Genomic DNA, 22,655 nt, shown 5'->3' with positions numbered 1-22,655 from the left:
CACCGGCTCGGCTCACCGGAGTTCTCCCGGGAATCGGGAAGCCTGCCTTACCTCCAGGTCGTAACGGGGCGCGACCGGGGGGAGTTACTTGGCTTCTTCCTGCGGAAGAGGGCGGCTGTTGATCGCGTCGGCGATGGCGTAGGCGGTACGGACGAAGGACTCTGCCTGCTCCGCCGACAGGTTCAGCGCGGAGGTCTCCTCCAGGGCCCGCCACATGGCTGCCAGGGGCTCGCGCATGGCACGGCCCTTGTCGGTGAGGTGGACGACCATGACGCGCCGGTCGTGCTGGGCAGGCTCGCGGACGAGCAGGCCGGCGTCCTGCATGCGGCGTAGGGACTTGGAGACGGTGGAGTGGTCCAGTCCGACGCTTTCGAGCAGCTCGGACTGGGTCTGACCGTCCCGGTCCAGGAGGTGCATCAGCAGCAGTTCCTGTCCGGGATGCAGGTCCATCTCGCGGAGCATGGCGGCGGCGCGGGCGCGGTGAGCGCGGGCGAGCTGGAAGATCGCGTAGCTCATCGGCCCTTCGCCGGCCGTGGCGGGGACGCGGGGTGTGGGGGCGGGCATGGTTCGGTTCCTCAGACGGTGTGGGTGGGGTAGTCGGTGTAGCCGGCCACTCCGCCGCCGTAGAAGGTCGCCGGGTCGGGGTGTTCAGCGACGCGTCAGAGCGTAGCCGCTCGGCCGGGTCCGGGTTGGCCGGCGCGAGGGCAACGACGGTGACAAGGTCGGCCGTGCCCTGGCCGGTGCCTTTGGGGTGATCAGCCGAGGGTGAGGACGAGCTTGCCCCGGACATGTCCGGCGTCGCTGACCTGCTGGGCCGTGGCGGCCTGGTGGAGCGGGTAGGCGGTGACGGTGGTGACGACCTTGCCGGTCGCGGCGTCCTGGGCGAGGGCGGCCAGGCGGGCGGCCGAGCGTTCCTGAGGACTGTTGGCGAAGGTGATGCCGAGCTGGTGGGCGCGGAAGTCGGCGATGGTGACGATGCGCTCGGTGCCGCCGCGCAGGGCGATGGAGTCCTCCAGGGCTCCCTTCCCCGCCACGTCGAACACCGCGTCCACGCCGTCGGGGGCGAGCGCCCGGACCCGCTCGACCAGGCCCTCGCCGTACACGGTCGCGGTGGCGCCGAGCGCGGCGAGGTAGTCCTGGTTGGCGGGCCCGGCGGTGCCGATGACACGCGCCCCGCGGGCCGTGGCGAGCTGGACCGCCAGGGTTCCGACCGCTCCGGCCGCGCCGTGCATCAGCACGGTTTCCCCGGCGGTGACGCCGAGCAGGTCCAGCACCCGCTCGGCCGTCGCGCCCGCCACGGGGAGCGCGACCGCGTGCTGCCAGTCGAGGCCGGCGGGCTTGGGGGCCACGGTGGTGGCCAGCGCGTACTCGGCGTACGAGCCGGTGTCCGACCAGCCCAGCACCTCGTCACCCACCCGCACGTCGCGCACGCCCTCACCCACGGCGTCCACCACCCCGGCGAGCTCGTGACCCGGGACGGAGGGCAGCGGCGTCGGGAACACGGCCTCCAGTGTCCCGGAGCGGATCTTGCCGTCCAGGGCGTTCAGTCCGGCCGCCCTGACCCGGACGCGGACCTGCCCGGGGCCGGGCTGCGGGACCTCGATGTCCGCCTCGCGCAGCACTTCCGTGCCTCCGAAACGGTCGAACAGGATGGCTTTCATGACGACTCCTCTTGTGCCACCACCCACTTAGGTGGCTGGCCACGTAATCACGGTAACAGCAAACATGTGGCTAGCCAAATATTTGCAGCCGCTCGGGCTGCGCGAGATCGGCCGCGGTCAGTCGGTCCCCAGGGGGCGGCGGTCGATGAGGGAGATTCATGCCGGAGCGAGCCTTGCACTCAGGGCGCCGAGAGGGCGGCGACCGAGGCAGTGCGGGCCGTGACGTCAGCGATGGACAGGACCGCCGTAGGGGCGGTGCCGCCGAAAGGCGGAGACGGTCGTCGCTGCCGCGGCGCTCTCCTGGGGGCGCGGCCCAGCCGGTCTGGTCGCTCTCCCTACTCGCAGGGCTTCACGTCCCCGAACCGGATGGATCGCATGCCGACATGCCCGGTGCGGAGGTGGGTGCCGGTGCTGCGCGAGGAGTCCGCCGTCGGCCGGCCGGCCGATGTGCCCGGTGCCCCCACTCATGCCTCGCTGCGCTCAGCCCGACTCCCCGGCCTCGCGCAGGAGTTGGCAGAGGACGGGTGACCGGCAACTTCTACAGCTTCGGCAAACCTCGACGATTACCCGGCGCGGGGCGGAGGCGCGCCCGACCGCTGGGCCAGTGTTCTGCGCCTGTGCGAAGATCTACCGGCCCTGTCGGGCCCCATCCTGCCCAGAAACGATTCCTCGGAGAGCCCATGCGTCGCGCCTTCGTCCTCTCCGCTGCTGTCCTCCTGCTCTGCACCGCCTGTTCCGGCGGTCCGGACAATCACTCGGGGGAGAGTGCGGAGAAGGCCGTGGATCACGGGGCGGCCGTGCGCGCCGCGATAGAGAAGACGAGCGCGGACAGCGCCCGCGTGGACGAGAAGATCGAACTGCGGTCCGCCGACAGCCCCACGACGTACGTCTTCACGATCGCCGGCGCCTTCGACCTGGGGGATGACAGGGGCCGGCTGACGGTGGAGTTCGAGGACAGCGGCATGGACCCCGTCGAGGAGGTCTTCGTCGGCGACACCGTCTATGTGCGGGGCTCGCGGGCGGTGGACGGGAGCGAGTGGGCCTCGGCCGTCCGCAGCGAGGCCCAGACCCGCTACTTCCTGCGGGCGCCGCTGAACGACCCCGAGCACCTGCTCCGCCAGGTGAAGGCGATGCGGCAGGTGTCGAACGAGGGCGAGGAGCAGGTGAACGGCGCCCCTGCGGTGCACTACCGGGGCACGATCGACCACGCCACCGCGACGCTCCGGATGACGACGGATACGAAACAGGGGCTGGACGACCTGCGCGAGAAGCTGGGCGACGACATGCCCGTCTACGCGGACGTGTGGGTCGACGGGAAGGGGCGCGCGGTCCAGGCCCGGCTGTCCTGCTTCGGCGGTGTGAAGGCCATGACGACGATGACGCTGTCGGACTTCGGGACGCCGGTGAAGGCCGAGGCGCCGTCGGCAGAGCAGGTCGTCCCCGTGACGGCGGGCGAGGACGTCCTGCTGGCCTGAGTGTGGGCGAGCCCGGAGAGGAGCCCCGTCTGACCAGGTCCAGGTGTTCCAGCCCTGGCCGTGCACTTCCGCCGGCTCTGGCGTGGTCCCGACGTGCGCGACCTTCTCGCAACCGGGGAAGCGCACGAGGACTGATGCGACGAAGTCGTACTTCGTGCGGCGTGGGCTCCGGAACCGACGGTGTGTGGTCCGCTGCCGTGCTCCGGCGGCAACGCGACCCGGGGTACGACATCGTCGGCTCCTGGCCCGCCCTTATCGGGCGACGTAGCCGCCGTCGACGGGAAGGGCGACTCCGACGACGAAGCCGGCCCCGGGGCTGCACAGCCACAGGACGGCCTGGGCGATCTCGTCGGCGGTACCGAGCCGGTTGATGGGCGGGTTGGCTTCGGCCTCGGCGCGGTCGAGTTCTCCCTTGGCGATCATGTCGCTGACCATGGGAGTGTCGATGGTGCCGGGGCAGACGGCGTTGACGCGGATGCCGCGCGGGGCGTATTCGAGTGCGGCGCTGGTGGTCAGACCGATCACGCCGTGTTTGGAGGCGTGGTAGGAGGCGCGGCCGGGCAGGCCGACCAGGCCGCCGAGCGAGGAGCAGTTGACGATGGCTCCGCTGCCCTGGGCACGCATGTGCCGCAGTTCGTGCTTCATACAGGCCCATACGCCGCGGAGGTTGATGGCGTTGACGCGGTCGAAGCGTTCGGCGTGTTCGTCGGCGGCGTCGCTGGGCGGGATCTGGATGCCCGCGTTGTTGTAGGCCATGTCGAGGCGGCCGAAGGTCTCCACGGTGCGGTCGACCGCGGCGGCGACCTGGTCCTCCAGGGCGCGTAGTAGGCCAGGTCACCGGCCTTCGGTGCGACCGGGGCCGGGGCGCCGGAGATGTCGAGCTTGCGCGAGGGATAAGCGATCCGCTCCGTCTGGTGGAAGTCCTCCAGATCGAGGCTGAGCGGGAGCAGGGAGGCGAAGTCGCGGGCTACGGTGTTGTCGTCGAGGGTGGCATCGACCGGTTGGCCGTCGATGGTGACCTGGATGTTCATGGCGGTGTTCCTGTCGGACGATGCGGTGGATGCCGGGCGTGTCGGCGTCTGTTGCTGTCCCGAAGGGGACGACGCGGAGGAGGCGGCGGGCGAGTTGTCGGTGCAGGCGGTGACGGCAAGCACAAGGGCCGCGGCTACGGCACCACGGGCTGCCAGGGCGGAAAACGCGGTCGGCATCACGGGGCGGCCAGGGATTCAGCCGGGCAGGGGCTCGGAGTAGTGGCGGAAGCCGTCGCGCTCCGTGTGGATGTCGAACAGGCGCCGGGCCAGGGCGTCGGGGCTGCTGTGTTCGGCGTCGGGCCGGATGGAGCCGGGGACGATCAGCTGCGCGGCGTGGATGTTCTCGGCGGCGAGGGTGTCGTGGAGCATGCGGGCGTAGGCGCTCTCGGCGGCGAAGGCGACCGAGGTGCCGGCGACGTTCGGGTTGGGTCGTACGGCGCTGCCGCCGTTGACGAACAACAGCGTGCCGCGTCCCAGGTCTCGCATGCCGGGCAGGACGGCGTTCACGCAGGTGACGGGGCCCTTGACGGAGAAGGCGAGCGGGGCGTCGAGATCGTCGGCGCCGGTGTCCAGGACCGGCTTCATGAAGTCGGCTCGGGGCACGGGGCTGTACTGAAGGATTTCGACGGTCCCCAGCGAGGTCCCGGCTGCGTCCAGGGCCGCGGTCAGGGATTCGACGTCGAGGACGTCGGCGGCGAAGCCGCGGGCCTCGATGCCGTCGCGCGCCAGCTCGGCCGTCAGGCTGTCCAGGCGCTGGGTGTTGCGGGCGATGAGAGCGACGCACCGATGAGGGCGAATGTGGTCACGGTGAGTCCTTGGTGGCGAGGGACAGTGCCGGGGCCGGGCTTCGGATGCCCGGCCTCATCTTCACCGATCCGGCGATGCGCAGCCTGTACGCGGACTGGGAGAGCTCGGCGCGGATCGCCGTGGCGCAGGTGCGGATGGAGGCGGCGAAGTATCCCGAGGATCCCCGTCTCATCGAGCTGGTCGGTGAACTGTCCACACGGGACAAGCAGTTCGCCCAGTGGTGGGGCAACCACCACGTCGCCGCCCGCACCGTGGGCACCAAGACCCTGAACCATCCGGTCGTGGGAGAACTCGTCCTGGACTGGGACACTCTCACCGCCAACACCGACCCCGACCAGCACCTGACCGTCTGGACGGCCGCTCCCGGTTCTCCCACCCACGAGCGGCTGCGCATCCTCGCCTCCTGGGCCACCGAGCAGAACATGGCGCCCTCTTCAACCCTCCGCTGACCGATGCCGCCGCCTCAGTCGACGCCGGTCGTGGAGGACATTCGGTGGCATTGGCACTTCCACAGGCCGGTGGGGCTTCAGTGGGGGAAGCGGCCGGTGGATCGGTCCGGTGGCCCGGGACAGGGGCCGCCCCGTGCCCCGGTTGGTGTGGGCGATGATCTCCGCGGTGATGGAGACGGCCGTCTCCTCGGGGGTGCGGGCGCCGAGGTCGAGGCCGATCGGGGAGTGCAGGCCGGCGAGCTGTTCGTCGGAAACGCCGGCCTCGCTCAGCAGGCGGAGGCGTTCGTCGTGGGTGCGCCGGGAGCCCAACGCGCCGACGTAGCCCACCGGCAGGTCGAGGGCGAGCCGCAGCAGCGGGATGTCGAATTTGGCGTCGTGGGTGAGGACGCAGACGGCGGTGCGAGAGTCCACGGCCGTCTGTGACAAGGAGCGGTGGGGCCAGTCGACCACGACCTCGTCGGCGTACGGGAAGCGGGCGGGCGTGGCGAAGACGGGGCGGGCGTCGCACACGGTGACCCCGGTAGCCGAGGAAGTGGCCGGCCTGGCTGAGTGCGGCGGCGAAGTCGACGGCACCGAAGATCAGCATGCGGGGGCGGGACGCGTGGACGTGGACGAGGACGGTCATCGGTTCGGGGCAGCCGTCCCCGTTCCCGCCGACCGTGACACGGGTGGTACGCCCGGCCCGCAGCAGGGCCCGGGCCCCCTCCGGCCACCAGCTTGTCCGCCGGCCCGCCGTCCAGGGTGCCGTAGGTGACGCTGCCGCCGGCGACGACGCTCAGGGCGGAGCCGATGAGGCCGCGGGGGCCGGCCACCACCTGGGCCACGGCGGTGGGGCGGCCCTGGACGACGTCGGCGAGGGCGGCGGCGAGGTGCGCCTGGACCGCGGGATCGACGCACTGGACGAGGACGTCGAGGTCTCCGCCGCAGGTCAGTCCTACGGCGAAGGCGTCGTCGGAGTACCCGAAGCGGGCGCGTTGCGGGGCTCCCCGGTCGCTGAGCACCTGTCGGCACAGTTCGTAGACCGCGCCTTCGACGCAGCCGCCGGAGATGCTGCCGACGGCGTTGCGCCCTCGTCCACCGCGACCGACGTGCCGACCGGCAGGGGTGCACTGCCGGTGACGTCGACGACAGTGGCCAGGGCGAAAGGGCGTCCCTCGCGGCACCAACGGTGCAGTGTGTCCGCGATGTTCAGCATGAACGGGTCCTTCGTGCAAGGGATGAGGGGCCGCCACCGCGCCGCGGGGGAGCGCCGTCACGCGGCGGCGGCCCGGGTAGTCGGCTCAGATCAACGCCTCGGCGGTGATGGGCAGTTCACGGACCCGGCGGCCGGTGGCGTTGAAGACCGCGTTGCCGATCGCGGCCGCCACCCCCACCTGGACGACCTCGCCGAGCCCCTTCACCCCCAGCGCGTTGCCCGCGTTGTCCTCGCCGTCCAGGTAGATCGCCCGGACCTCGGGGACATCGGCGTTCACGGGCACGAGGTAGTCGGCGAGGTTGGCGTTTGACGATCCGCCCGTCACGGTGGTCGGTGACCGTGTGCTCCAGCAGAGCGGTGCCGATGCCGCCCACGATGCCGCCGATCGCCTGGCTCTCGGCGAGCTTCGGGCTGATGATGCGGCCCGCGTCGTACACCCCGAGCATCCGCCGCACCCGCACCAGCCCCAGGGTCGCGTCGACGGCGACCTCGGCGAAGGTCGCGTTGTAGGCGTTGTAGGACTCCCGTTCGGGAGTCGGCGGACCGGCGTAGGTGCCGCGTGCTTCCAGGTGGGAGCGGTCGTGGCGGGCCAGCAGACTGCGGTACGTCTCACCGCGCGCCGGGTTGCCCCGCACGTGCAGCCGTCCGTTGCGCACGACGACCTCGCCGGCCGGCACTCCGTGCAGCGACGACTCTTCGTCCTCGACGGCCAGTTCGACCGCCTGACGCCGCACCTGGTTGCAGGCGTCGACGACGGCGGAGCCGACACTGGCCATGGTCGACGAGCCGCCGTGCGGGCCGGTCTGCGGATACAGGGAGTCGCCGAGCCGGAAGGTCACCGTACGCATGGTCAGACCGAGCGCGTCGGCGACCACCTGAGTCTGGGAGGTGTAGGTGCCCGGCCCCATGTCAGTGGTGGCCGCCTCGACCACGGCGGTGCCGTCGGCATGGAGGCGGGCACGGGCCTCCGCGGGGAAACGCCCGGGATCGTAGACGCCGGCCGCCATCCCCAGACCGACCAGCCAGTCCCCGTCACGCGTCGAACGGGGCCTGGGGTCACGGCGATCCCAGCCGAACTCCCGGGCACCGACCGTGTAGCACTCGCGCAGCCGCCGGGTCGAGAACGGCAGGTTCTTCGCCTCGTCCTCGGACGGCTCGTTGCGCCGGCGCAACTCGATCGGGTCCACGCCGAGCCTGTGGGCGAGCTCGTCCATCGCAGACTCGATGACGAACGACGCCGACGCGAAGCCGGGGCCGCGCATCCAGATCGGCGTGTTCACATCCAGCGGCACCTGCCGGTACGTCTGGCTGACGTGGGGCGTGCTGTAGAGCATCTGCCCGGGCGCCATGACCCCCTCGGCGAACGTCTCGTACGACGAGGTCTCCGCGTCGATCTCGTGGGTCGCGGCGGTCAGCCGGCCGCGCCGGTCGCTGCCCAGTCGCAGCCGGTACTCGTAGGAGGGCCGGAAACCGGTGCCGAAGTACATCTGACGACGGCCGAGCACGAGCTTGACCGGGCGCTTCGTCTCCCGCGCGGCCATAGCGGCGACGATCGTGTGCGGCCAGCAGCGCAGCCCGCTGCCGAAGCCGCCCCCGACGAAGGGGGAGACGACTCGCACCGCGTCCGCGGGCAGGTCGAACACGGCGGCGATCTCGTCGCGGGTGCCCATCACCCACTGGGTCTTGTTCCAGACGGTGAGCTTGTCGCCGTCCCAGCGGGCGATCGTGGCGTGTGGCTCCATCGGGTTGTGGTGGTTGCGCGCCAACTGGTACGTCACATCCAGGCGTACGGCCGCGTCGCGCAACCCGGCGTCCGCGTCGCCGCGCGCGTAAGTCGTCGGTTTGCCCGGCTCGGCCTCGCGCAGGTCGGTCGAGGGCTTTTCGGCGTCATACTCGACCTTGACCAGGCTCGCGCCGTGCTGTGCGGCCTCCAGAGTGGTGGCGACGACGACGGCGACCGGCTGGCCTTGGAAGAGCACCCGGTCGTCCTGGAACACCTGTCCACCGTCACAGTTCGCCGGGTGCCGTTCACCGTCAGGGACACAGGGCTGGAGGGCGACGTGTCGGCGGCGGCCGCCTCCTCCGGGCCGAGAAGATGTGTCCCCCCGATCACACCGCCTGCAACGACGGAACCGCCGACCACGCCAGTGGCGGCGATGAAGGTGCGCCGACTGGGGGCCGGCGAGGACTCACCGGCTCCGGCGGGGGCGGAACGGCAGACTCGTGGACTTCAGTGGACATGCGTAAGCCTTCGCATCGCGGACGGATCATGCCGCGCACAGCGGCACGGCAGGAGGCGGGACCGTCGTCGCCGCAGGACCTGGACGACCGTGCAGATCACCGCCGCGGCCGGTCCTGCCCGGCAGTCTGGCACCGCCAGTGACGCCCTGGCAGGGAGAGTTTTCCTCCCTCGATCCTTTTCTCCCCCCAAGGCCGAGCCGTGGAGAAGTCACGACGGCGGGGGTGGTGTTGGGGCGAGCAGGACGGGGCTTCGCCACCGAGGACACGCGCGTCACTGAACAGGAGATCTACGCGTCGCACGGCCTGACGAGCCGCGGCCCGCCTTGCGGACCGGGACCCTGGCGCTCTTCCAGTCTCACCCGGCCTTCGCCGCAGGATCCGCGACGTCCTCGCGGACTCGGTCAGGTGTCGGTCCCGGCGTTCGCGCGGTGGCCTGCCGGACGCGGGCCGCGCCAGTCCAGGCACAGCACGGTGGCGTCGTCTTCCGGGTGGCCGTTGCAGGCGTCGGTGACGGTGGTGGCCAGATTGCGCGCGACCTCGCGCGGGTGTTCGGCGGCGGTGTCACGGATCAGGCCGGGGAGGTCGACTTTTTGCGCTTGGCGCTCTTGCATGCCGTCGGTGTAGAGCACGAGGCGGTCACCGGGGCGCAGGTCGAGGTCCTGGACCTTGTAGGGGCCCTTGTACGCGGCGACGCCGAAGGGCAGGTCCACGGCGAGGCGCAGTTCCTCGACCGTGCCGTCGCGCAGTCGTAGGGGCCAGGGGTGGCCCGCGTTGACGAGCCGGGCGCCGGTCCCGTCCAGGGCGATGCGCAGCAGCTGGCCGGTGGCGAAAGTCCGTCTGCCGTGGTCGAGGAGGGCCTGGTGGGTCTGGCGGGCCTGTTCGGCGAGGTCGGTCCCGGCGCGGCGGGCGCCGCGGGAGGCATTGACCAGGAGGGTGGCCATGAGGGCGGCGTCGACGTCGTGCCCCATGGCATCGGTGATGGAAAGGTGCAGGGTGTCTTGGTCGACGGCGTAGTCGTAGGTGTCACCGGCGATGTCGGCGGCCGGGACGAGGGCGCCGGCGAGGGCGAACTCGGCGGCCTCGCACGAAGGCGCCGAAGGCAGCAGCTGACGCTGGATCTCCGCGGCCAGGCTGACCGAGGTGGTGCGGTTGCCCCAGTGGTAGAGGTCGGTGAAGCGGCGGTCGGTGACGATGATGTACGCCAGCGCGTGCGCGGCCTCTTCCACTTGCTCCAGCACATCCTGTGTGACCTGGGGAAGGAGCAGCTCCAGGACACCGACGGCGTCGCCGCGGTTGGTGACGGGGGCGAGCACCCGCTGCCCGCGCTCGCCCTCCGGAGCCTGCACCAGTTCCTGGGCGCGCAGGACCTCGTCGTAGATGCTGTCGTCGAAGGGAACCTGTTCGGCGCGGCGCTCCTGTCGCGTAGTCGTCTCCTCGCTGACCCGCAGCAGGCGCTGGCCGACGACGTCGACGCACAGGAACGACACGTGCCGCGCGCCGAACCGGTCGCGCAGGTTGCGCGCCACGACATCGAGGGAGGCCACCGGTGCGGCGTCCTCCGCCGTTGCCAACACCTCGGCCAGTCCGATCCGATCGCGTGCCACGTCAGCCTCCTTTTGGGTTGCCAACTCGTTTTCCCGCCGACGCGACAGGCACAGCACGGTTGTGACACATGCCTCAGCCTGTAGACGCCGGAACAGGAAGGACCTCAGAGACGTCACCTCTGACTGAGTCCCGACGCCTGATGTGAAGGTTCGGGGGTAAACGGGTCGCAGCACGTTTGGATGCAGGGGGTGGGCCGGCATGGAGCAGACGGCGGGCGGTGAGGGCGGGCAGGCTCGGGTGGAGAACCTCGTATCGGTGTCGGGGGCGTTCGAGGGCAGCGAGGACATTGCCGTCGCCCGCGATCTGGCCCGCCGCTTCCTCACCGATGTCCAGGCCGTACACGGGCTGCCGGTGTCAGGGCGCGCGATGGGCATGGTGCAGCTCGTGGTCAGCGAGCTGGTGACCAACGCCCGCAAGTACGCCCCCGGTCCTTGCCTGCTGACGCTGGAAGTCGACGGCGGCGCGGTGGAGGTGACCGTGTGGGACAGCAACCCGACGCCGCCGGCGATCCTCCCGCCCGACCCGATGCGGATCGGCCGGCACGGGCTGGAGATCGTCATGGCGGTCGGCCAGAGTTTCGCAGTCCACCGCGAACCCGTGGGAAAACGGATCACCACGGCCATCGCGCTGGCCGACGATCCGAACGGGGACGTCACCGGCCGACGACGAGTTGATACGGGGCGGTCGCCGGGTCGTCGGTGAACGCATCGATGCGCTGACCTACGTGGTACGCGGCCTTTGCCCGACCATGCGACTCGCCGTGGAGCGTGGATTGCGGGGCCCGACTCGCTGAAGCACCAAGTCAGGCCATGGAACGGAAGCCATGGAGCCTGGCGCGACAGGTCCTGCTCGCTTCGGATCGATCCCGTTCGCCCCCTTACTGGCTCCACTGCACATTCCTTTGGAAAATGCCAAAGCCTTCACCTGGGCCGAGCACGTTCCGTAGTGTCGTGCTCACGTTCGCGGGAACGACCGTGCAGGGGAGGGGATTCGGCGTGCCCGGAATCGACGAGAGTCTGCTGGAGGCCATGCGGCTGCCCGGTGCGCGAGGGGCGGCGGTGGTCGACTGGATCAGCGGTCTCGCCCTGGGCGCGGTGGGTGACGCACCGGGCGGCGACCTGGAGGCGGCGGCCGCGGAGACCGCCGAACTCGCCCGCCTCGCCACGGAGAGCGGCGTGCTCGCCCCGGCCGGCGGCGACGCGGGCGGAGCGTCCGGCAAGGAACCACCAGTACAGGACCTGATCATCACGAACACCGACGCGTACCACCTGCTCAGGTTCGTCACCACGACCTTCGACAGCACGGTGTTCCTGCATCTGTGGCTCGACCGCGGCGAGGGCAACCTCGCCCTGGCCCGCATCCGGCTGGCCGAGATGGCGGACAGACTGGTGCTCGGATGATCACGCCGACCCGGACCTCACGCACGGACGAACCGGCTTCGGCCCTGCTCGGCACCCTCGCCGCGCAGGGCGCGAGCGGCGCCCTGTCCACCGAGGCGGGGATCGTCTACCTGGCCGCGGGGCGCGTCGTCCATGTCGAGTCCGCCCTCACCCCCGACATCGGCGATCTGCTCACCCACAGCGGAGCGCTTCCCCCGGATGGCTGGTGGGAGGCCATCGACGAGGCCGGCCGCGATTGCCGCGTCGGCCGTCAGCTGGTGGACAGCGGCCACCTCGCCGCCGGCGCGCTCGAACTGTGCCACCTGGGTGCCCTCTTCGACGCGGCGTACTTCGTCCTCGCCCACGACGGACCGGCCCTCCGCTTCCGCCCCGGAGCCACGCACTGGCTCGGCGCGGTCCGTGCCGTGCCGGTGGACAGCGTCCTGCGCGAGTCGAGACGCCGTCGCGAACAGCTGCACCACATATGGCCCGAGCCCGCCATCGACCTCGCCCCGCTCGCCCGCGTGCCCGGCACCGACCCGGCGGACCTGCCGGCCCGCCGCAGCCGCATCCTCGCCCAGGTGGACGGTGTCCGCACCGCCGCCCAGATCGCCACCGCCCTCGCCTGCCGCACCTTCCACACCCTCGTCGAACTCCGCCGCCTGGCCGCCGCCGGGCTGATCGTCCCCGAAGTCCCCGTCCCCGCCCCCGCCCCTGCCTCTGCCCCCGCCCCCGCCCTTGCCCCCGCACCCGTGTCCGCCGAACCGGGCCCCGCCCTTCGTCCCACGGCACCGGACGAGCCCGACACCGCACTGCTGCGACGGCTCCTGCACGCCTTGGAGGCACTGTGATCCGCGCGCGACGACAGCGTGCCGAAAGGAGACTGCTCATGGCCGTCGAGACCGACGTCCTCGACGAACTGCGTCGGCTCCGCACCCGCATACCCCGCCTGACCGGTTCGCTCGCGGCCACCGTCGACGGACTCGTCCTGGCCCACGACGTCCCGGACACCGAACCGGAGGGACTCGCGGCGCTCACCGCCGCCGCCCTCGGCGTCGCCCACCGCATGACCGACACCGCGGCCCGCGGCGACTTCCGCGAACTGCTGGTACGCGGCTCCGGAGGCTATGTCGCCACCTACGCGGCCGGAACGACCGCCGTCCTCACCCTCCTCGCCGAGGACCGCGTCAACGTCGGCCGCCTCCACCTGGAGGGACGGCGCAGCGGCGCCCGGATCGCCGACCTGGTGGCCACGAACGTCGGGCCGGGCACCGGGCGCCACGCCGACCGGCCCGCGCCCGCCGAACACCTCGCGGCGGCGCCCCCGGTCACGGCCCGCCCCATCGGCACCCTCCCGGTACGCACCCCGCAGCGGCCCACCCACCAACCGCACCCGCAGACCGGCATCTGAGCCACCCAGGACCACCTGCCCACCAGAACCGCCTGACCCACTGAAGAACACCGAACGAAAGGAACCGCCCGCATGGCCAACACGGAGACCGCGCTGAAGGAATGCCTGAGCTCCATCGACGGAGCGACGGCCGTGGCACTCGTCGACTACACCAGCGGCATGGCGCTCGGCACCCTCGGCGGCACCAAGGACTTCAACCTGGAAGTCGCCGCCGCCGGCAACACCGATGTCGTACGGGCCAAGCTGCGCACCATGGAACTCCTGGGCCTGAAGGAGGAGATCGAGGACATCCTGATCACCCTGAACTCCCAGTACCACCTCATCCGCCTGCTCAAGGGGCGCGGCGGCAGCGGACTGTTCCTGTACCTCGTGCTCGACGCGAGCCGCGCGAACCTGGCGATGGCCCGCCACCAGCTGCGCCGGATCGAGAACGACCTGGAGGTCTGAGCCGGCACCACCGGACGGGAGCCCTCCGTCGAGGACACGCAGCGGAGGGCCCCGGCACGCCGCACGGCGGCGCCTACGGTTGGTCCCATGACCGCACCCCTGGACGTGCTCGTGGTGGGCGCGGGCCCGACCGGACTCGCACTCGCGACACAGCTCCGCGCGTACGACACCCTGTTCCGGATCGTCGACCGCTCACTGGACCGCGTCAGGGAGTCACGCGCCCCGGCCATCCAGCCCCGCACCCTGGAGATGCTGGCCGGGTTCGGCGTGACGGACGAACTGGTCGACCGGGGGAACGCGTCGGTCCGGCTGCACCTGCATCTGCCCCGCCGCACGCTGCACGTGCCGGTGTTCGACGTCGGCTGCGACGACACGCCGTACCCCTTCCTGCTCTTCCTCCCGCAGTCGGAGACGGAGGCGGTCCTCACGGCCGGCCTCGCCGCACGGGACGTCACCGTCGAGCGGGGCACGGAGCTGGTGAGCGCCGAGCCGGAGGGCGAGTACGTCACCTGCCGCCTGCGCCATGGGAAGGGCGGCGAGGAGACGGTGCGGGCCCGCTACGTCGTCGGCTGCGACGGAGCCCACAGCACCGTGCGCGACCGAGCGGGCATCGCTTTCGAGGGATACGCCTACCCCCAGACGTTCCTGCTGGCCGACCTGGAGGTCGACGGACTGGAGCCGGGCGCCGCGCACACCTACATGACCGCCTCCGGCCTGCTGTTCTTCTTCCCGCTCGGCACCCCGGCCACCTGGCGGATGATCGCCACGCACCCACCGGGCGCCCGGTCCGACGAGGTGACACCGGACCTCCTCCAGCAGATCGCCGACGACTGGACGACCGACCGGCTGACCCTGCGGGACCCGGTCTGGACGACGACCTTCCGCATCCACAACCGCGGCGCCGCCCACTACCGCAAGGGCCCGTTCTCTCCTCGCCGGAGACGCAGCGCACATCCACAGCCCGGCCGGGGGACAGGGCATGAACACCGGCATCCAGGACGCGCTCAACCTGGGCTGGAAACTCGCCCACGTCTGCCGCGGGGCAGCGCCGGAGGAGTTGCTGGAGACCTACGAGGCGGAGCGGGCCCCGGTCGGCCACCGCGTACGGCGCCTCACCGACCGCGCGTTCACCATCGGCACGAGCAGCCACCCGGCCCTGCGGCTGGCGCGGACACGCCTCGCCCCGCTCTTCGCCCCGCTGCTCCTGCGCGCGACCGGACCCCGCGCACGCCTCTTCCGCACGGTGTCCGAACTCGGCATCCACTACCGCCGCGGCCCCCTCTCCACCACCGGACCGGCCCGGCCGGCGCACGGCCCCCGGGCCGGAGACCGGCTCCCCGACGACCCACGCGGCCTCCAGCAGCGCACCGCCGGCCCGGGTCACCACCTCCTGCTCACCGGCTCCTGGCCCGAGATTCCGCCGCCGCACGACCTGGTCGACGTCCACCGCCTCGGCACGGAAAGTCCCTGGCCCGGCACCACCCACGCCCTCGTACGACCCGACGGATACGTGGGATACGTCGCCCGAGACACCGACCTGACCGGCCTGCGCACCTACCTCGACCACTGGCTGCCGAGCGCGAACAATTAGGCCGGGAGACCCTTCAGCCACTCGACCAGCAGCCGGTTGGTCTCGGCGGGACGCTCCTGCTGGAGGAAGTGACCGCAGCCGTCGAGGATGTGAGAGGCCGTCAGTCCGGGCAGGGTCGTCGGGTACGCCTCGATCGCGTCGGACAGCCAGGTCGCGGACGCGTCCAGCCCGCCGCCGATGAACAGCGACGGCTGCGTGACGGGGGCGCCGGCGAAGTCCGCCAGGTCCCGCCAGTCGCGGTCCATGGAGCGGTAGCGGTTCAGCGCGCCGGTCAGGCCCGTGCGTTCGAACTCCCCGGCGTAGACGTCGAGATCGCTCTCGCTCAGCCAGTGCGGCAGCCGGCCCACGGGGAAGCGGTCGCGCAACCGGCCCCCGCGCGCCACGAAATGCGGGTCGGCTTCGGGCATCGTGTCCGGGGACAGGGCCGCGTAGAAGCCCGCGAGCCAGCCGCGCACATCGGGCTCGATCTCCGCCTCGGCCCGGCCGGGCTCCTGGAAGTAGGAGACGTAGAACTCCTCGTCGCCGCCCATCCGCGCGAAGACCTCGCTGGGCCTGGGCCCGCCGGGCGGGGTGTAGGGCACGCTCAGCAGCGCGACCGCGCGGAACACGTCCGGCCGGACCAGCGCGGACGTCGCGGCGATGGTCGCGCCCCAGTCGTGCCCGACGAGCACCGCGGACCGCTCGCCCAGCGCCTCCACGACGGCCACGTTGTCCGTCACCAGTTCGAGCATCCGGTACGCGTCCACCTCCGCGGGCCGGGACGAGCGCCCGTAGCCGCGCACGTCGACGGCCACCGCGCGGTAGCCCGCGGCGGCCAGGGCCGGCAGCTGGTGGCGCCAGGCGTACCAGGACTCGGGGAATCCGTGCAGGAGCACGACCAGCGGGCCCTCACCCTGCTCGACGAGGTGAAGGCGGCCGGCCGGTGAAGGCACCAGGCGATGGGTGTGGTCGACGGCGGACGTCTGCGGCATGGATCCTCCCGCGTTCCGGAAAGCGGCGCTCGGTCCATCGATCATGCAGCGCCCGCCGCGACGCACACGAAGCCTGTTGCCGGTTCGGCAAAAGGCTCAGCCGTGGTACGTGATGTACCCGTTGCCGTCCGGGTCGGAACCGCTCTTGGTGTACGAGTGCACGTCGGCGCGGCTGCCGGACGGCTTGTACACGTAGATCGTGTCCTTGTCGTTGTTCCACATGAAGTTGCAGTTGTCGCGGTACACGACGTTGTTCGCGTCGGAGTCGGATCCGTTGCCGCCGCGCAGCTTCACGTAGTCACCCGGCTGGAGGGTGTGGCTCGCGGTGAAGGTGAACTTGTTCCCCGCGGCGTCCTTCACGACGTACCCCTTGAGGTTCACCGTCGTCGACCGCGAGTAGTTCTTGATGGTCAGGTACTCCTCGTCGGTGTTCCCCGTCGAGCAGCTGTTGGAGTCCCTCCCGGGCGCGTCGTACTGGATACCGCGGATCTTCAGCGCGGAGTCGTACTCGGCGGCCTGAGCCGGAACCGCCGCAAGCGCGGTGAGTGTTCCGGCAGCGACGGCCGTGGCCGCGACAAGGCGTATACGCATGGACGTTCGTCCCCCCCTGCATGGCCCTCTGGTGAAGGCGATGTGATGGTTCGGTGAAGCATCCGGATCGTACACGGTTCAAGCACGCATAAGGGCGGGTCCGGTGGCATTGCCACCGGACCCGCCCTCGGGGTGTCTGTGAGGTCAGGCGCCGCTGGCCCGCAGCATGTCCTCGCGCTCGACGAGCTTCACGCGCTCGCGCCCCTCGGGTGCGCCCAGCGCCTTCTCCGCGGCGTCCAGCTTGTACCAGCCGTCCCAGGTGGTGAAGCGGACGTTCCGCTCGGCGAGGAACGCGTCCACGGCCTCGGGGCCGGGGGTGGCGGGCGTGTGCAGCCGGCCGTTCGCGTAGTCGTCCAGCAGGTTCGCCACCGTCTCGTTCGCGTCGCCCTTGGTGTGACCGATGAGGCCCACCGGGCCGCGCCGGATCCAGCCGGTGACGTACGTGGACTGCAGGTGCTCGCCGGTCTCCTGCATGACCCGGCCGCCCTCGTCGGGGACGGTGCCGGAGTCGAGGTCCCAGGGCAGCTTGGGGAGCTTGTCGGACAGGTAGCCGACGGCACGGTAGACCGCGCCGACGTCCCAGGTCTTGAACGTGCTCGTGCCCTTGACGTTGCCGGTGCCGTCGAGTTCCGTGCGCTCGGTGCGCAGCCCGACGACCTTGCCGTCCTCGCCCAGGATCTCCACCGGCGACTCGAAGAAGTGCAGGAAGAGCTTGTGGGGCCGGTCGCCGACGTCGCGGATGGCCCAGTTCTCCAGGGTCTTGGCGACCATGTCGGCCTGCTTGTTGCCGCGCCGGGTCGCGATCGAGCCCTCGTCGTAGTCGATGTCCTCGGGGTCGACGATGACCTCGATGTTGGGGGAGTGGTCCAGCTCCCGCAGCTCCATCGGGCTGAACTTCGCCTGCGCCGGGCCGCGGCGGCCGAACACGTGGATCTCCTTGGCCCGGTTGGCCTTCAGGCCCTCGTAGACGTTCGGCGGGATCTCCGTCGGGAGCAGCTCGTCCGCGGTCTTGGCCAGGACGCGCGCGATGTCGAGCGCGACGTTGCCGACGCCGAGCACGGCGACCTTCTCCGCCTCCAGCGGCCAGGTGCGCGGCACGTCCGGGTGGCCGTCGTACCAGGACACGAAGTCCGCGGCGCCGTAGGAGCCGTCGAGGTCGATGCCCGGGAGGGACAGCGCCCGGTCGGCCATCGCGCCGGTGGCGAAGATCACGCCGTCGTAGAACGCGCGCAGGTCGTCCAGGCTGATGTCGGTGCCGTAGTCCACGTTGCCGAAGAGCCGGATCTGCGGCTTGTCGAGGACCTGGTGCAGGGCGGTGATGATGCCCTTGATCCGCGGGTGGTCGGGGGCGACGCCGTAACGGATCAGTCCGAACGGCGCCGGCATGCGCTCGAAGATGTCGATGGACACGCCGGGTTCGGCGGCCACCTGGGACTTGAGCAGGGCGTCGGCGGCGTAGATCCCGGCGGGGCCGGATCCGACGATGGCTACCCGCAGGGGGCGGGGCATGGTCAGGTTCCCTTCGAGCGGCGACAAGTGATCTCGCCGTGAAGCCTAAACTGAGGCATGCCTAAGTTGGTACGCGGGTCCGGTCTATGAGCTCATAAGGCGGTTTTATGACCGGTCGTAGGCGGCCTTATGGCCGCTCACGGCAACGGCTGCTCCGCCCAGATCACCTTCCCGGCGGGCAGATAGCGCGTCCCCCAGCGCTCGGCGAGCTGCGCGACCAGGAACAGCCCTCGCCCGCCCTCGTCCGTCATCGTCGCGTACCGCAGACGCGGCGACGTGCTGCTGCTGTCGGACACCTCGCAGATCAGGTTGCGGTCGCGCAGCACCCGCACGTGGATGGGGCCGCCGCCGTACCGGAGCGCGTTGGTGACCAGCTCGCTCAGGATCAGCTCCGTGGTGAACGTCAGCTCGTCCAGTCCCCACTGAGCCAGCTGCCGGGTGACCGCCGCCCGCACCTCGCCCACGGCCGCCGGGTCGGTCGGCACCGGCCACTCGGCGACCCGGTCGGGGGCGAGTGCCCGGGTGCGCGCGACGATCAGGGCGATGTCGTCGCTGGAGCGGGCCGTGAGCCGGGCGTCGAGGACGGTCCGGCAGGTGTCCTCGGGGGACTGACCGGCCCGGCCCAGCGCCTCGCGCAGCATGTCGAGACCGACGTCGATGTCCCGCTCCCGGTCCTCGACCAGCCCGTCGGTGTAGAGGACGAGCCGGCTGCCCTCCGCCAGCTCCAGCTCCGCCGTCTCGAACGGCAGACCGCCGAGCCCGAGCGGGGGACCGGCGGGCACGTCGGGGAACTCGACACTGCCGTCGGGGTGGATCAGCGCCGGCGGGGGGTGCCCGGCCCGGGCGACGGTGCAGCGCCGGGAGACCGGGTCGTACACGGCGTACAGACAGGTCGCGCCGATGACCGGGGCGCTGCCCTCCGCCTCCGTCTCGTCCTGGTCGATGCGGCCGACCAGCTCGTCCAGCAGGGCGATGAGCTCGTCGGGCGGGAGGTCGAGGGCGGAGAAGTTGTGCACGGCGGTGCGCAGCCGCCCCATGGTCGCCGCCGCGTGCAGCCCGTGGCCGACGACGTCCCCGACCACGAGCGCGACCCGGGCCCCCGACAGCGGCAGCACGTCGAACCAGTCGCCGCCCACCCCGGCCTGCGCGGGGAGATACCGGTAGGCGATCTCCAGGGCGTCCTGCTCGGGCAGGTTCCGCGGGAGCAGGCTGCGCTGGAGCGTCACCGCCATGCTGTGCTCGCGGGTGTAGCGGCGCGCGTTGTCGATGGAGACGGCGGCCCGCGCCACCAGCTCCTCCGCCAGGGCCAGCTCGTCCGTGTCGAAGGGCTCCGGCTTCTCGCAGCGCCAGAAGCTGACCACTCCGAGCAGCAGGGACCCGGCCCGCAGCGGCACGGTGATCAGGGAGTGGATGCCGTACTCCACGATCTGCGCGGAACGCTCGAGGTCCTGTGCCTGCCAGCCGGGGGCCTCGCCCAGCCGGGGTTCCAGGACGGGCCGGCCGGTGTCGAGGCTGCGGCCCTGCGGAGAGGACTCGACGAACCTGATGCGCTCGCCGACGGGGTAGAGGGGAGCGTCCTTGCGGACCCCGCTCAGCGCCGCACGGCTGAGCGCGGTCGCCGCGTCCGGCTGCCCGCCGCCCAGCACCGCGTCGAACAGGTCCACGGTGGCGAAGTCGGCGAACCGGGGCACCGCCAGCTCGGTCAGCTCCTCGGCCGTACGGGTCACGTCCAGGCTCGTCCCGATGCCCACCCCGGCGTCGTACAGCATGTTGAGCCGTTCCCGCGCGGTCTCGGCCCGGCCGGACAGGGCGCGCAGCTCGGTGGAGTCGCGGAGCGTGGCGACACTGCCGGGCGGTACGCCCGCACGGTCCGTGGTGCGCTGGTTCACGGCGAGGAGCCGGTCCCCGACGAGGTGCACCTCGTCCGTCGCGACGCGCCCGGAGGCCAGCAGCTCGGCGGTGCCGGGGTCGAGACCCAGGCTGAGCACGTGCCGGCCCTCGGCGTCGGCGGGCAGTCCCAGCAGCCGGTGCGCCTCGTCGTTGGCGAGCAGCAGGGTGCCCCCGTCGTCGACGATGAGCACGCCCTCCCGGACGGCGTGCAGCACGGCGTCGTGGTGTTCGTACATCCGGGTCATCTCGTGCGGCCCGAGCCCGTGCGTCTGGCGCAGCAGCCGTCGGCTCACCAGCGCGGCACCCGCCGTCGCCAGGGCGAGCGCCGCAGCGGCGGCGGACAGCACGAGCGGCAGCTGACGGTCGGCGGTCCCGCCGATGTTCTTGGTCGTGACCCCCGCGGACACCAGCCCCACGACCTGCCCGTCCGCGTCCTTCACCGGCACCACGGCCTGGACGAGGTGGCCGATGGTGCCCTCGATGTCCTCGGTCACCGCCTCTCCGGCCAGCGCGGGCGCGATCGTCCCCACGAACTTCTTCCCGATGCGGTCCGGCTTGGGATGGGTGTAGCGGATCCCGTCGGTGTTCATGACGACGATGAAGTCGACCTTCGACTGCTCACGGGCGGCCTCGGCACGCGGCTGGAGCACCGCCGTGGGGTCGGGGCTGTCCAGCGCCTCGATCGTGCCCGGCGCGTTGGCGAAGGTCTCCGCGACGGCGAGGGAACGGTTGCGGGCCTCCTGGGTCGTGTCGTGCCGCACTTGCAGGACCAGCGCCACGACGGCCGCCACCACCAGCAGCAGCACGATCACCACGACGAGCAGGAACACCTGTCCGGCGACGCTGCGTCCGCCCAGCACCGACCGCAGCCCCGCCATCGGATGCCACCGCGACGGGCTCGCCTCCCGCCGCTGCCGAGCGGACGGCGCAGCGCCGGGCCGCAGGGGCGATCGAGTCCCGGATCGACCCAAGAGTCGGACCATGTGCCATGTCTACACTGCCCGGCCGCGCGAGGCGAGGGGCATCACCCATGGTGACAGGGGGCCCTCACGGTTTCGTCACGACTCCCGGCGCCCGGGCACCGCATACCGTCAGGTGCTCAGGGAACGGGCGAGCTCGGTCGTGGCCCGGGCGATCTCCGTGTCCTCGTCCGCCATCAGCCGGCCGAGCTCGCCGCGCCGGGCCCGGACCGCCTGGCGGGCCGCGCGCTCCCACACCACCGGGTTCTCCCGGCGGTTCAGCAGCTTCGGGTAGGCGGCGGCGGTGCTCTCCCACTGCCGGGCGTCGGCGATGCTCTTGAGCAGCTGGATGATCTGGGCACGGCAGGTCACCTGCGGCAGTTTCGCCAGCTCCCACAGGAAGGGAACCGTGGCGGCCGTCGCCTGCTCCACGACGAAGCCGAACTGGCAGATCCGCCGCCGCAGGTCGGCGAGTGCGGAGCGGGCCGTGTCGGCGTCACCCCAGGCGATGCCGTTGAGCAGGAGGGGAATGGCCGCCGCCGAACCGGTGGAGTCCTGGATGTCGCCCCAGGGCACTCGGTCCAGGGCCGTGAGCGGCGTGGTCGTGGCGACCCCGGACGGGGCGCCGGGGCGCTGTGGGCGCTCGCTGCTCGGGTGTTCCGTCGAAGCGCTGCGCATGGCGAGGGGCCTTTCCGCGGCAGTCGTGTCAGATGGGTGGACAGGTCGACAACCTGGCCCAGACCGTCTTGCCCGCCGGAGGGCAGGGGGTCCAGCCCCACTCCTCGGACAGGGCATCGACGATGCCCAGGCCCCTGCCGTGCTCCGCCAGGGCGGAGCCGGTGGGGGCGTGCAAGGGCGGGTGGTCGTCGGGGTCGGAGACGGTGACCAGCAGGTGCGTGGAGTCCAGGAGGAACCCGAGCCGGATCTCCGGCGCGGCCGGCGCACCGGCCGTGCCCGCCGTCCCCGGCGCCGCGTGCGTCGCGGCGTTGGCGGCGAGTTCGGTGATGACGAGGGTCGTGTCGTCGCAGCGGTGGTCGAGTGACCAGAAGTGCAGCGTGTCGCGGGTGAACGACCGGGCGCGCGCGAACCCTTCCCCGCTGCACTCGACGCGCAGGGCGGCCGAGGCGGACAGGGTCCCGCAGGGCTGCGGCACCGTCTCCGGTATCGGGGGCGGGGTCCCGTACGGCATCGCCTCATGCGTGGTCACCGCGGGCGGGCCGGGCGGGAATCCGGTGCTCGTGGCGGGTGCGGCTGCTTGTGCCGCAGCCCCACTGGGCGGCCGGAGCACCTGGTGCGCAGCTGATGACACGGCATCTCCCCGATGCGAGGTCAGGACGCGGCGCCGACAAAGGGGTTGACGCCGCGGCTATTATCCACGCTGACGGCGGTCGCGTGCAATTGCACGCGAAATTGCGTGACAATCAAGCCGTGTTGGGTACGCAA

16 protein-coding genes and 8 pseudogenes are annotated in these 22,655 nt (G+C 71.5%); 10 read left to right on the top strand and 14 right to left on the bottom strand.

Features of this window, described 5'->3' with window-relative positions; all coding sequences use genetic code 11:
• Positions 1-84 precede the first annotated feature (84 nt).
• On the bottom strand, positions 85-564 hold the full coding sequence (locus QF034_RS01885) for a MarR family winged helix-turn-helix transcriptional regulator (protein ID WP_086565066.1): 480 nt from the start codon (positions 562-564) through the stop codon (positions 85-87).
• A 191-nt stretch (positions 565-755) separates the two neighbouring features.
• The gene (locus QF034_RS01875; protein WP_307173225.1) at positions 756-1,661 is read right to left on the bottom strand and encodes an NADP-dependent oxidoreductase; all 906 of its coding nucleotides are present in this window, start codon (positions 1,659-1,661) and stop codon (positions 756-758) included.
• Between the two features lie 402 nt (positions 1,662-2,063).
• Here QF034_RS01875 and QF034_RS01870 point away from each other — a divergent pair.
• A pseudogene (locus tag QF034_RS01870) lies at positions 2,064-2,189 on the top strand (5,10-methylene tetrahydromethanopterin reductase); the annotation flags it as partial.
• 152 nt (positions 2,190-2,341) lie between these two features.
• Positions 2,342-3,136, top strand: coding sequence for an SCO4651 family lipoprotein (locus QF034_RS01865; RefSeq protein WP_307173224.1), 795 nt, complete (start codon positions 2,342-2,344; stop codon positions 3,134-3,136).
• Positions 3,137-3,388: 252 nt separating this feature from the next.
• Here the strand turns inward: QF034_RS01865 and QF034_RS01860 are convergent.
• The 3 pseudogenes from QF034_RS01860 to QF034_RS01850 all read right to left on the bottom strand — a co-directional run.
• Positions 3,389-3,949: pseudogene (locus QF034_RS01860) on the bottom strand (SDR family oxidoreductase); the annotation flags it as partial.
• Positions 3,950-4,005: 56 nt separating this feature from the next.
• Positions 4,006-4,167: pseudogene (locus QF034_RS01855) on the bottom strand (cyclophilin-like fold protein); the annotation flags it as partial.
• A gap of 195 nt (positions 4,168-4,362) precedes the next feature.
• Positions 4,363-4,947 (bottom strand): annotated as a pseudogene (locus QF034_RS01850) (SDR family NAD(P)-dependent oxidoreductase); the annotation flags it as partial.
• Between the two features lie 74 nt (positions 4,948-5,021).
• Between QF034_RS01850 and QF034_RS01845 the strand changes: the two are divergent.
• Positions 5,022-5,423: pseudogene (locus QF034_RS01845) on the top strand (MmyB family transcriptional regulator); the annotation flags it as partial.
• Here the strand turns inward: QF034_RS01845 and QF034_RS01840 are convergent.
• The 3 genes and pseudogenes from QF034_RS01840 to QF034_RS01830 all read right to left on the bottom strand — a co-directional run bounded on the left by QF034_RS01840 (position 5,409) and on the right by QF034_RS01830 (position 10,463).
• Positions 5,409-6,618: pseudogene (locus QF034_RS01840) on the bottom strand (XdhC family protein). The pseudogenes QF034_RS01845 and QF034_RS01840 sit on opposite strands and share 15 nt — an antisense overlap.
• Before the next feature lie 85 nt (positions 6,619-6,703).
• Positions 6,704-8,618: pseudogene (locus QF034_RS01835) on the bottom strand (xanthine dehydrogenase family protein molybdopterin-binding subunit); the annotation flags it as partial.
• Between the two features lie 642 nt (positions 8,619-9,260).
• Entirely contained in the window at positions 9,261-10,463 is a 1,203-nt protein-coding gene (locus QF034_RS01830) for a PP2C family protein-serine/threonine phosphatase (protein WP_307173223.1), read from the bottom strand.
• A gap of 199 nt (positions 10,464-10,662) precedes the next feature.
• Between QF034_RS01830 and QF034_RS01825 the strand changes: the two genes are divergently transcribed.
• From QF034_RS01825 to QF034_RS01795, 7 genes and pseudogenes are all read left to right on the top strand, one after another.
• On the top strand, positions 10,663-11,166 hold the full coding sequence (locus tag QF034_RS01825) for an ATP-binding protein (protein ID WP_307173222.1): 504 nt from the start codon (positions 10,663-10,665) through the stop codon (positions 11,164-11,166).
• Positions 11,167-11,459: 293 nt separating this feature from the next.
• Positions 11,460-11,864: a hypothetical protein gene (locus QF034_RS01820; RefSeq protein WP_307173221.1), complete on the top strand. Its 405-nt coding sequence runs from the start codon at positions 11,460-11,462 to the stop codon at positions 11,862-11,864.
• The gene (locus QF034_RS01815; RefSeq protein ID WP_307173220.1) at positions 11,861-12,694 is read left to right on the top strand and encodes a hypothetical protein; all 834 of its coding nucleotides are present in this window, start codon (positions 11,861-11,863) and stop codon (positions 12,692-12,694) included. Before QF034_RS01820 ends, QF034_RS01815 begins: the two co-directional genes overlap by 4 nt.
• 38 nt (positions 12,695-12,732) lie before the next feature.
• Positions 12,733-13,254: a roadblock/LC7 domain-containing protein gene (locus tag QF034_RS01810; RefSeq protein ID WP_307173219.1), complete on the top strand. Its 522-nt coding sequence runs from the start codon at positions 12,733-12,735 to the stop codon at positions 13,252-13,254.
• A gap of 72 nt (positions 13,255-13,326) precedes the next feature.
• Positions 13,327-13,701, top strand: a complete 375-nt coding sequence (locus QF034_RS01805) for a hypothetical protein (protein ID WP_307173218.1) — start codon at positions 13,327-13,329, stop codon at positions 13,699-13,701.
• Positions 13,702-13,788: 87 nt separating this feature from the next.
• Positions 13,789-14,565: pseudogene (locus tag QF034_RS01800) on the top strand (FAD-dependent monooxygenase); the annotation flags it as partial.
• A 115-nt stretch (positions 14,566-14,680) separates the two neighbouring features.
• Positions 14,681-15,292 (top strand): FAD-dependent monooxygenase, encoded by a 612-nt coding sequence (locus tag QF034_RS01795; RefSeq protein WP_307173217.1) that lies wholly within the window; start codon positions 14,681-14,683, stop codon positions 15,290-15,292.
• Here the strand turns inward: QF034_RS01795 and QF034_RS01790 are convergent.
• The 6 genes from QF034_RS01790 to QF034_RS01765 all read right to left on the bottom strand — a co-directional run bounded on the left by QF034_RS01790 (position 15,289) and on the right by QF034_RS01765 (position 22,401).
• Positions 15,289-16,263 (bottom strand): alpha/beta fold hydrolase, encoded by a 975-nt coding sequence (locus QF034_RS01790; protein ID WP_307173216.1) that lies wholly within the window; start codon positions 16,261-16,263, stop codon positions 15,289-15,291. The genes QF034_RS01795 and QF034_RS01790 overlap by 4 nt on opposite strands.
• 96 nt (positions 16,264-16,359) lie before the next feature.
• On the bottom strand, positions 16,360-16,854 hold the full coding sequence (locus QF034_RS01785) for a lamin tail domain-containing protein (RefSeq protein ID WP_307173215.1): 495 nt from the start codon (positions 16,852-16,854) through the stop codon (positions 16,360-16,362).
• Positions 16,855-16,998: 144 nt separating this feature from the next.
• Positions 16,999-18,363 carry an FAD-dependent oxidoreductase gene (locus tag QF034_RS01780; protein ID WP_307173214.1) on the bottom strand — a complete coding sequence of 455 codons (1,365 nt, stop codon included), beginning with the start codon at positions 18,361-18,363 and terminating at the stop codon, positions 16,999-17,001.
• 137 nt (positions 18,364-18,500) lie between these two features.
• A complete protein-coding gene (locus QF034_RS01775) occupies positions 18,501-21,131 on the bottom strand; it encodes a SpoIIE family protein phosphatase (RefSeq protein WP_307173213.1) in 2,631 nt (876 codons plus the stop codon).
• Between the two features lie 213 nt (positions 21,132-21,344).
• Positions 21,345-21,890, bottom strand: a complete 546-nt coding sequence (locus QF034_RS01770; RefSeq protein ID WP_086562394.1) for a hypothetical protein — start codon at positions 21,888-21,890, stop codon at positions 21,345-21,347.
• Positions 21,891-21,918: 28 nt separating this feature from the next.
• Positions 21,919-22,401, bottom strand: coding sequence for an ATP-binding protein (locus QF034_RS01765; protein ID WP_307173212.1), 483 nt, complete (start codon positions 22,399-22,401; stop codon positions 21,919-21,921).
• Positions 22,402-22,655: the final 254 nt, after the last annotated feature.

Source organism: Streptomyces africanus (assembly GCF_030816955.1).
In the GTDB taxonomy this organism is placed as follows: Bacteria; Actinomycetota; Actinomycetes; order Streptomycetales; family Streptomycetaceae; genus Streptomyces; species Streptomyces africanus.
This window is presented reverse-complemented; position numbering and strand designations above follow the sequence as displayed.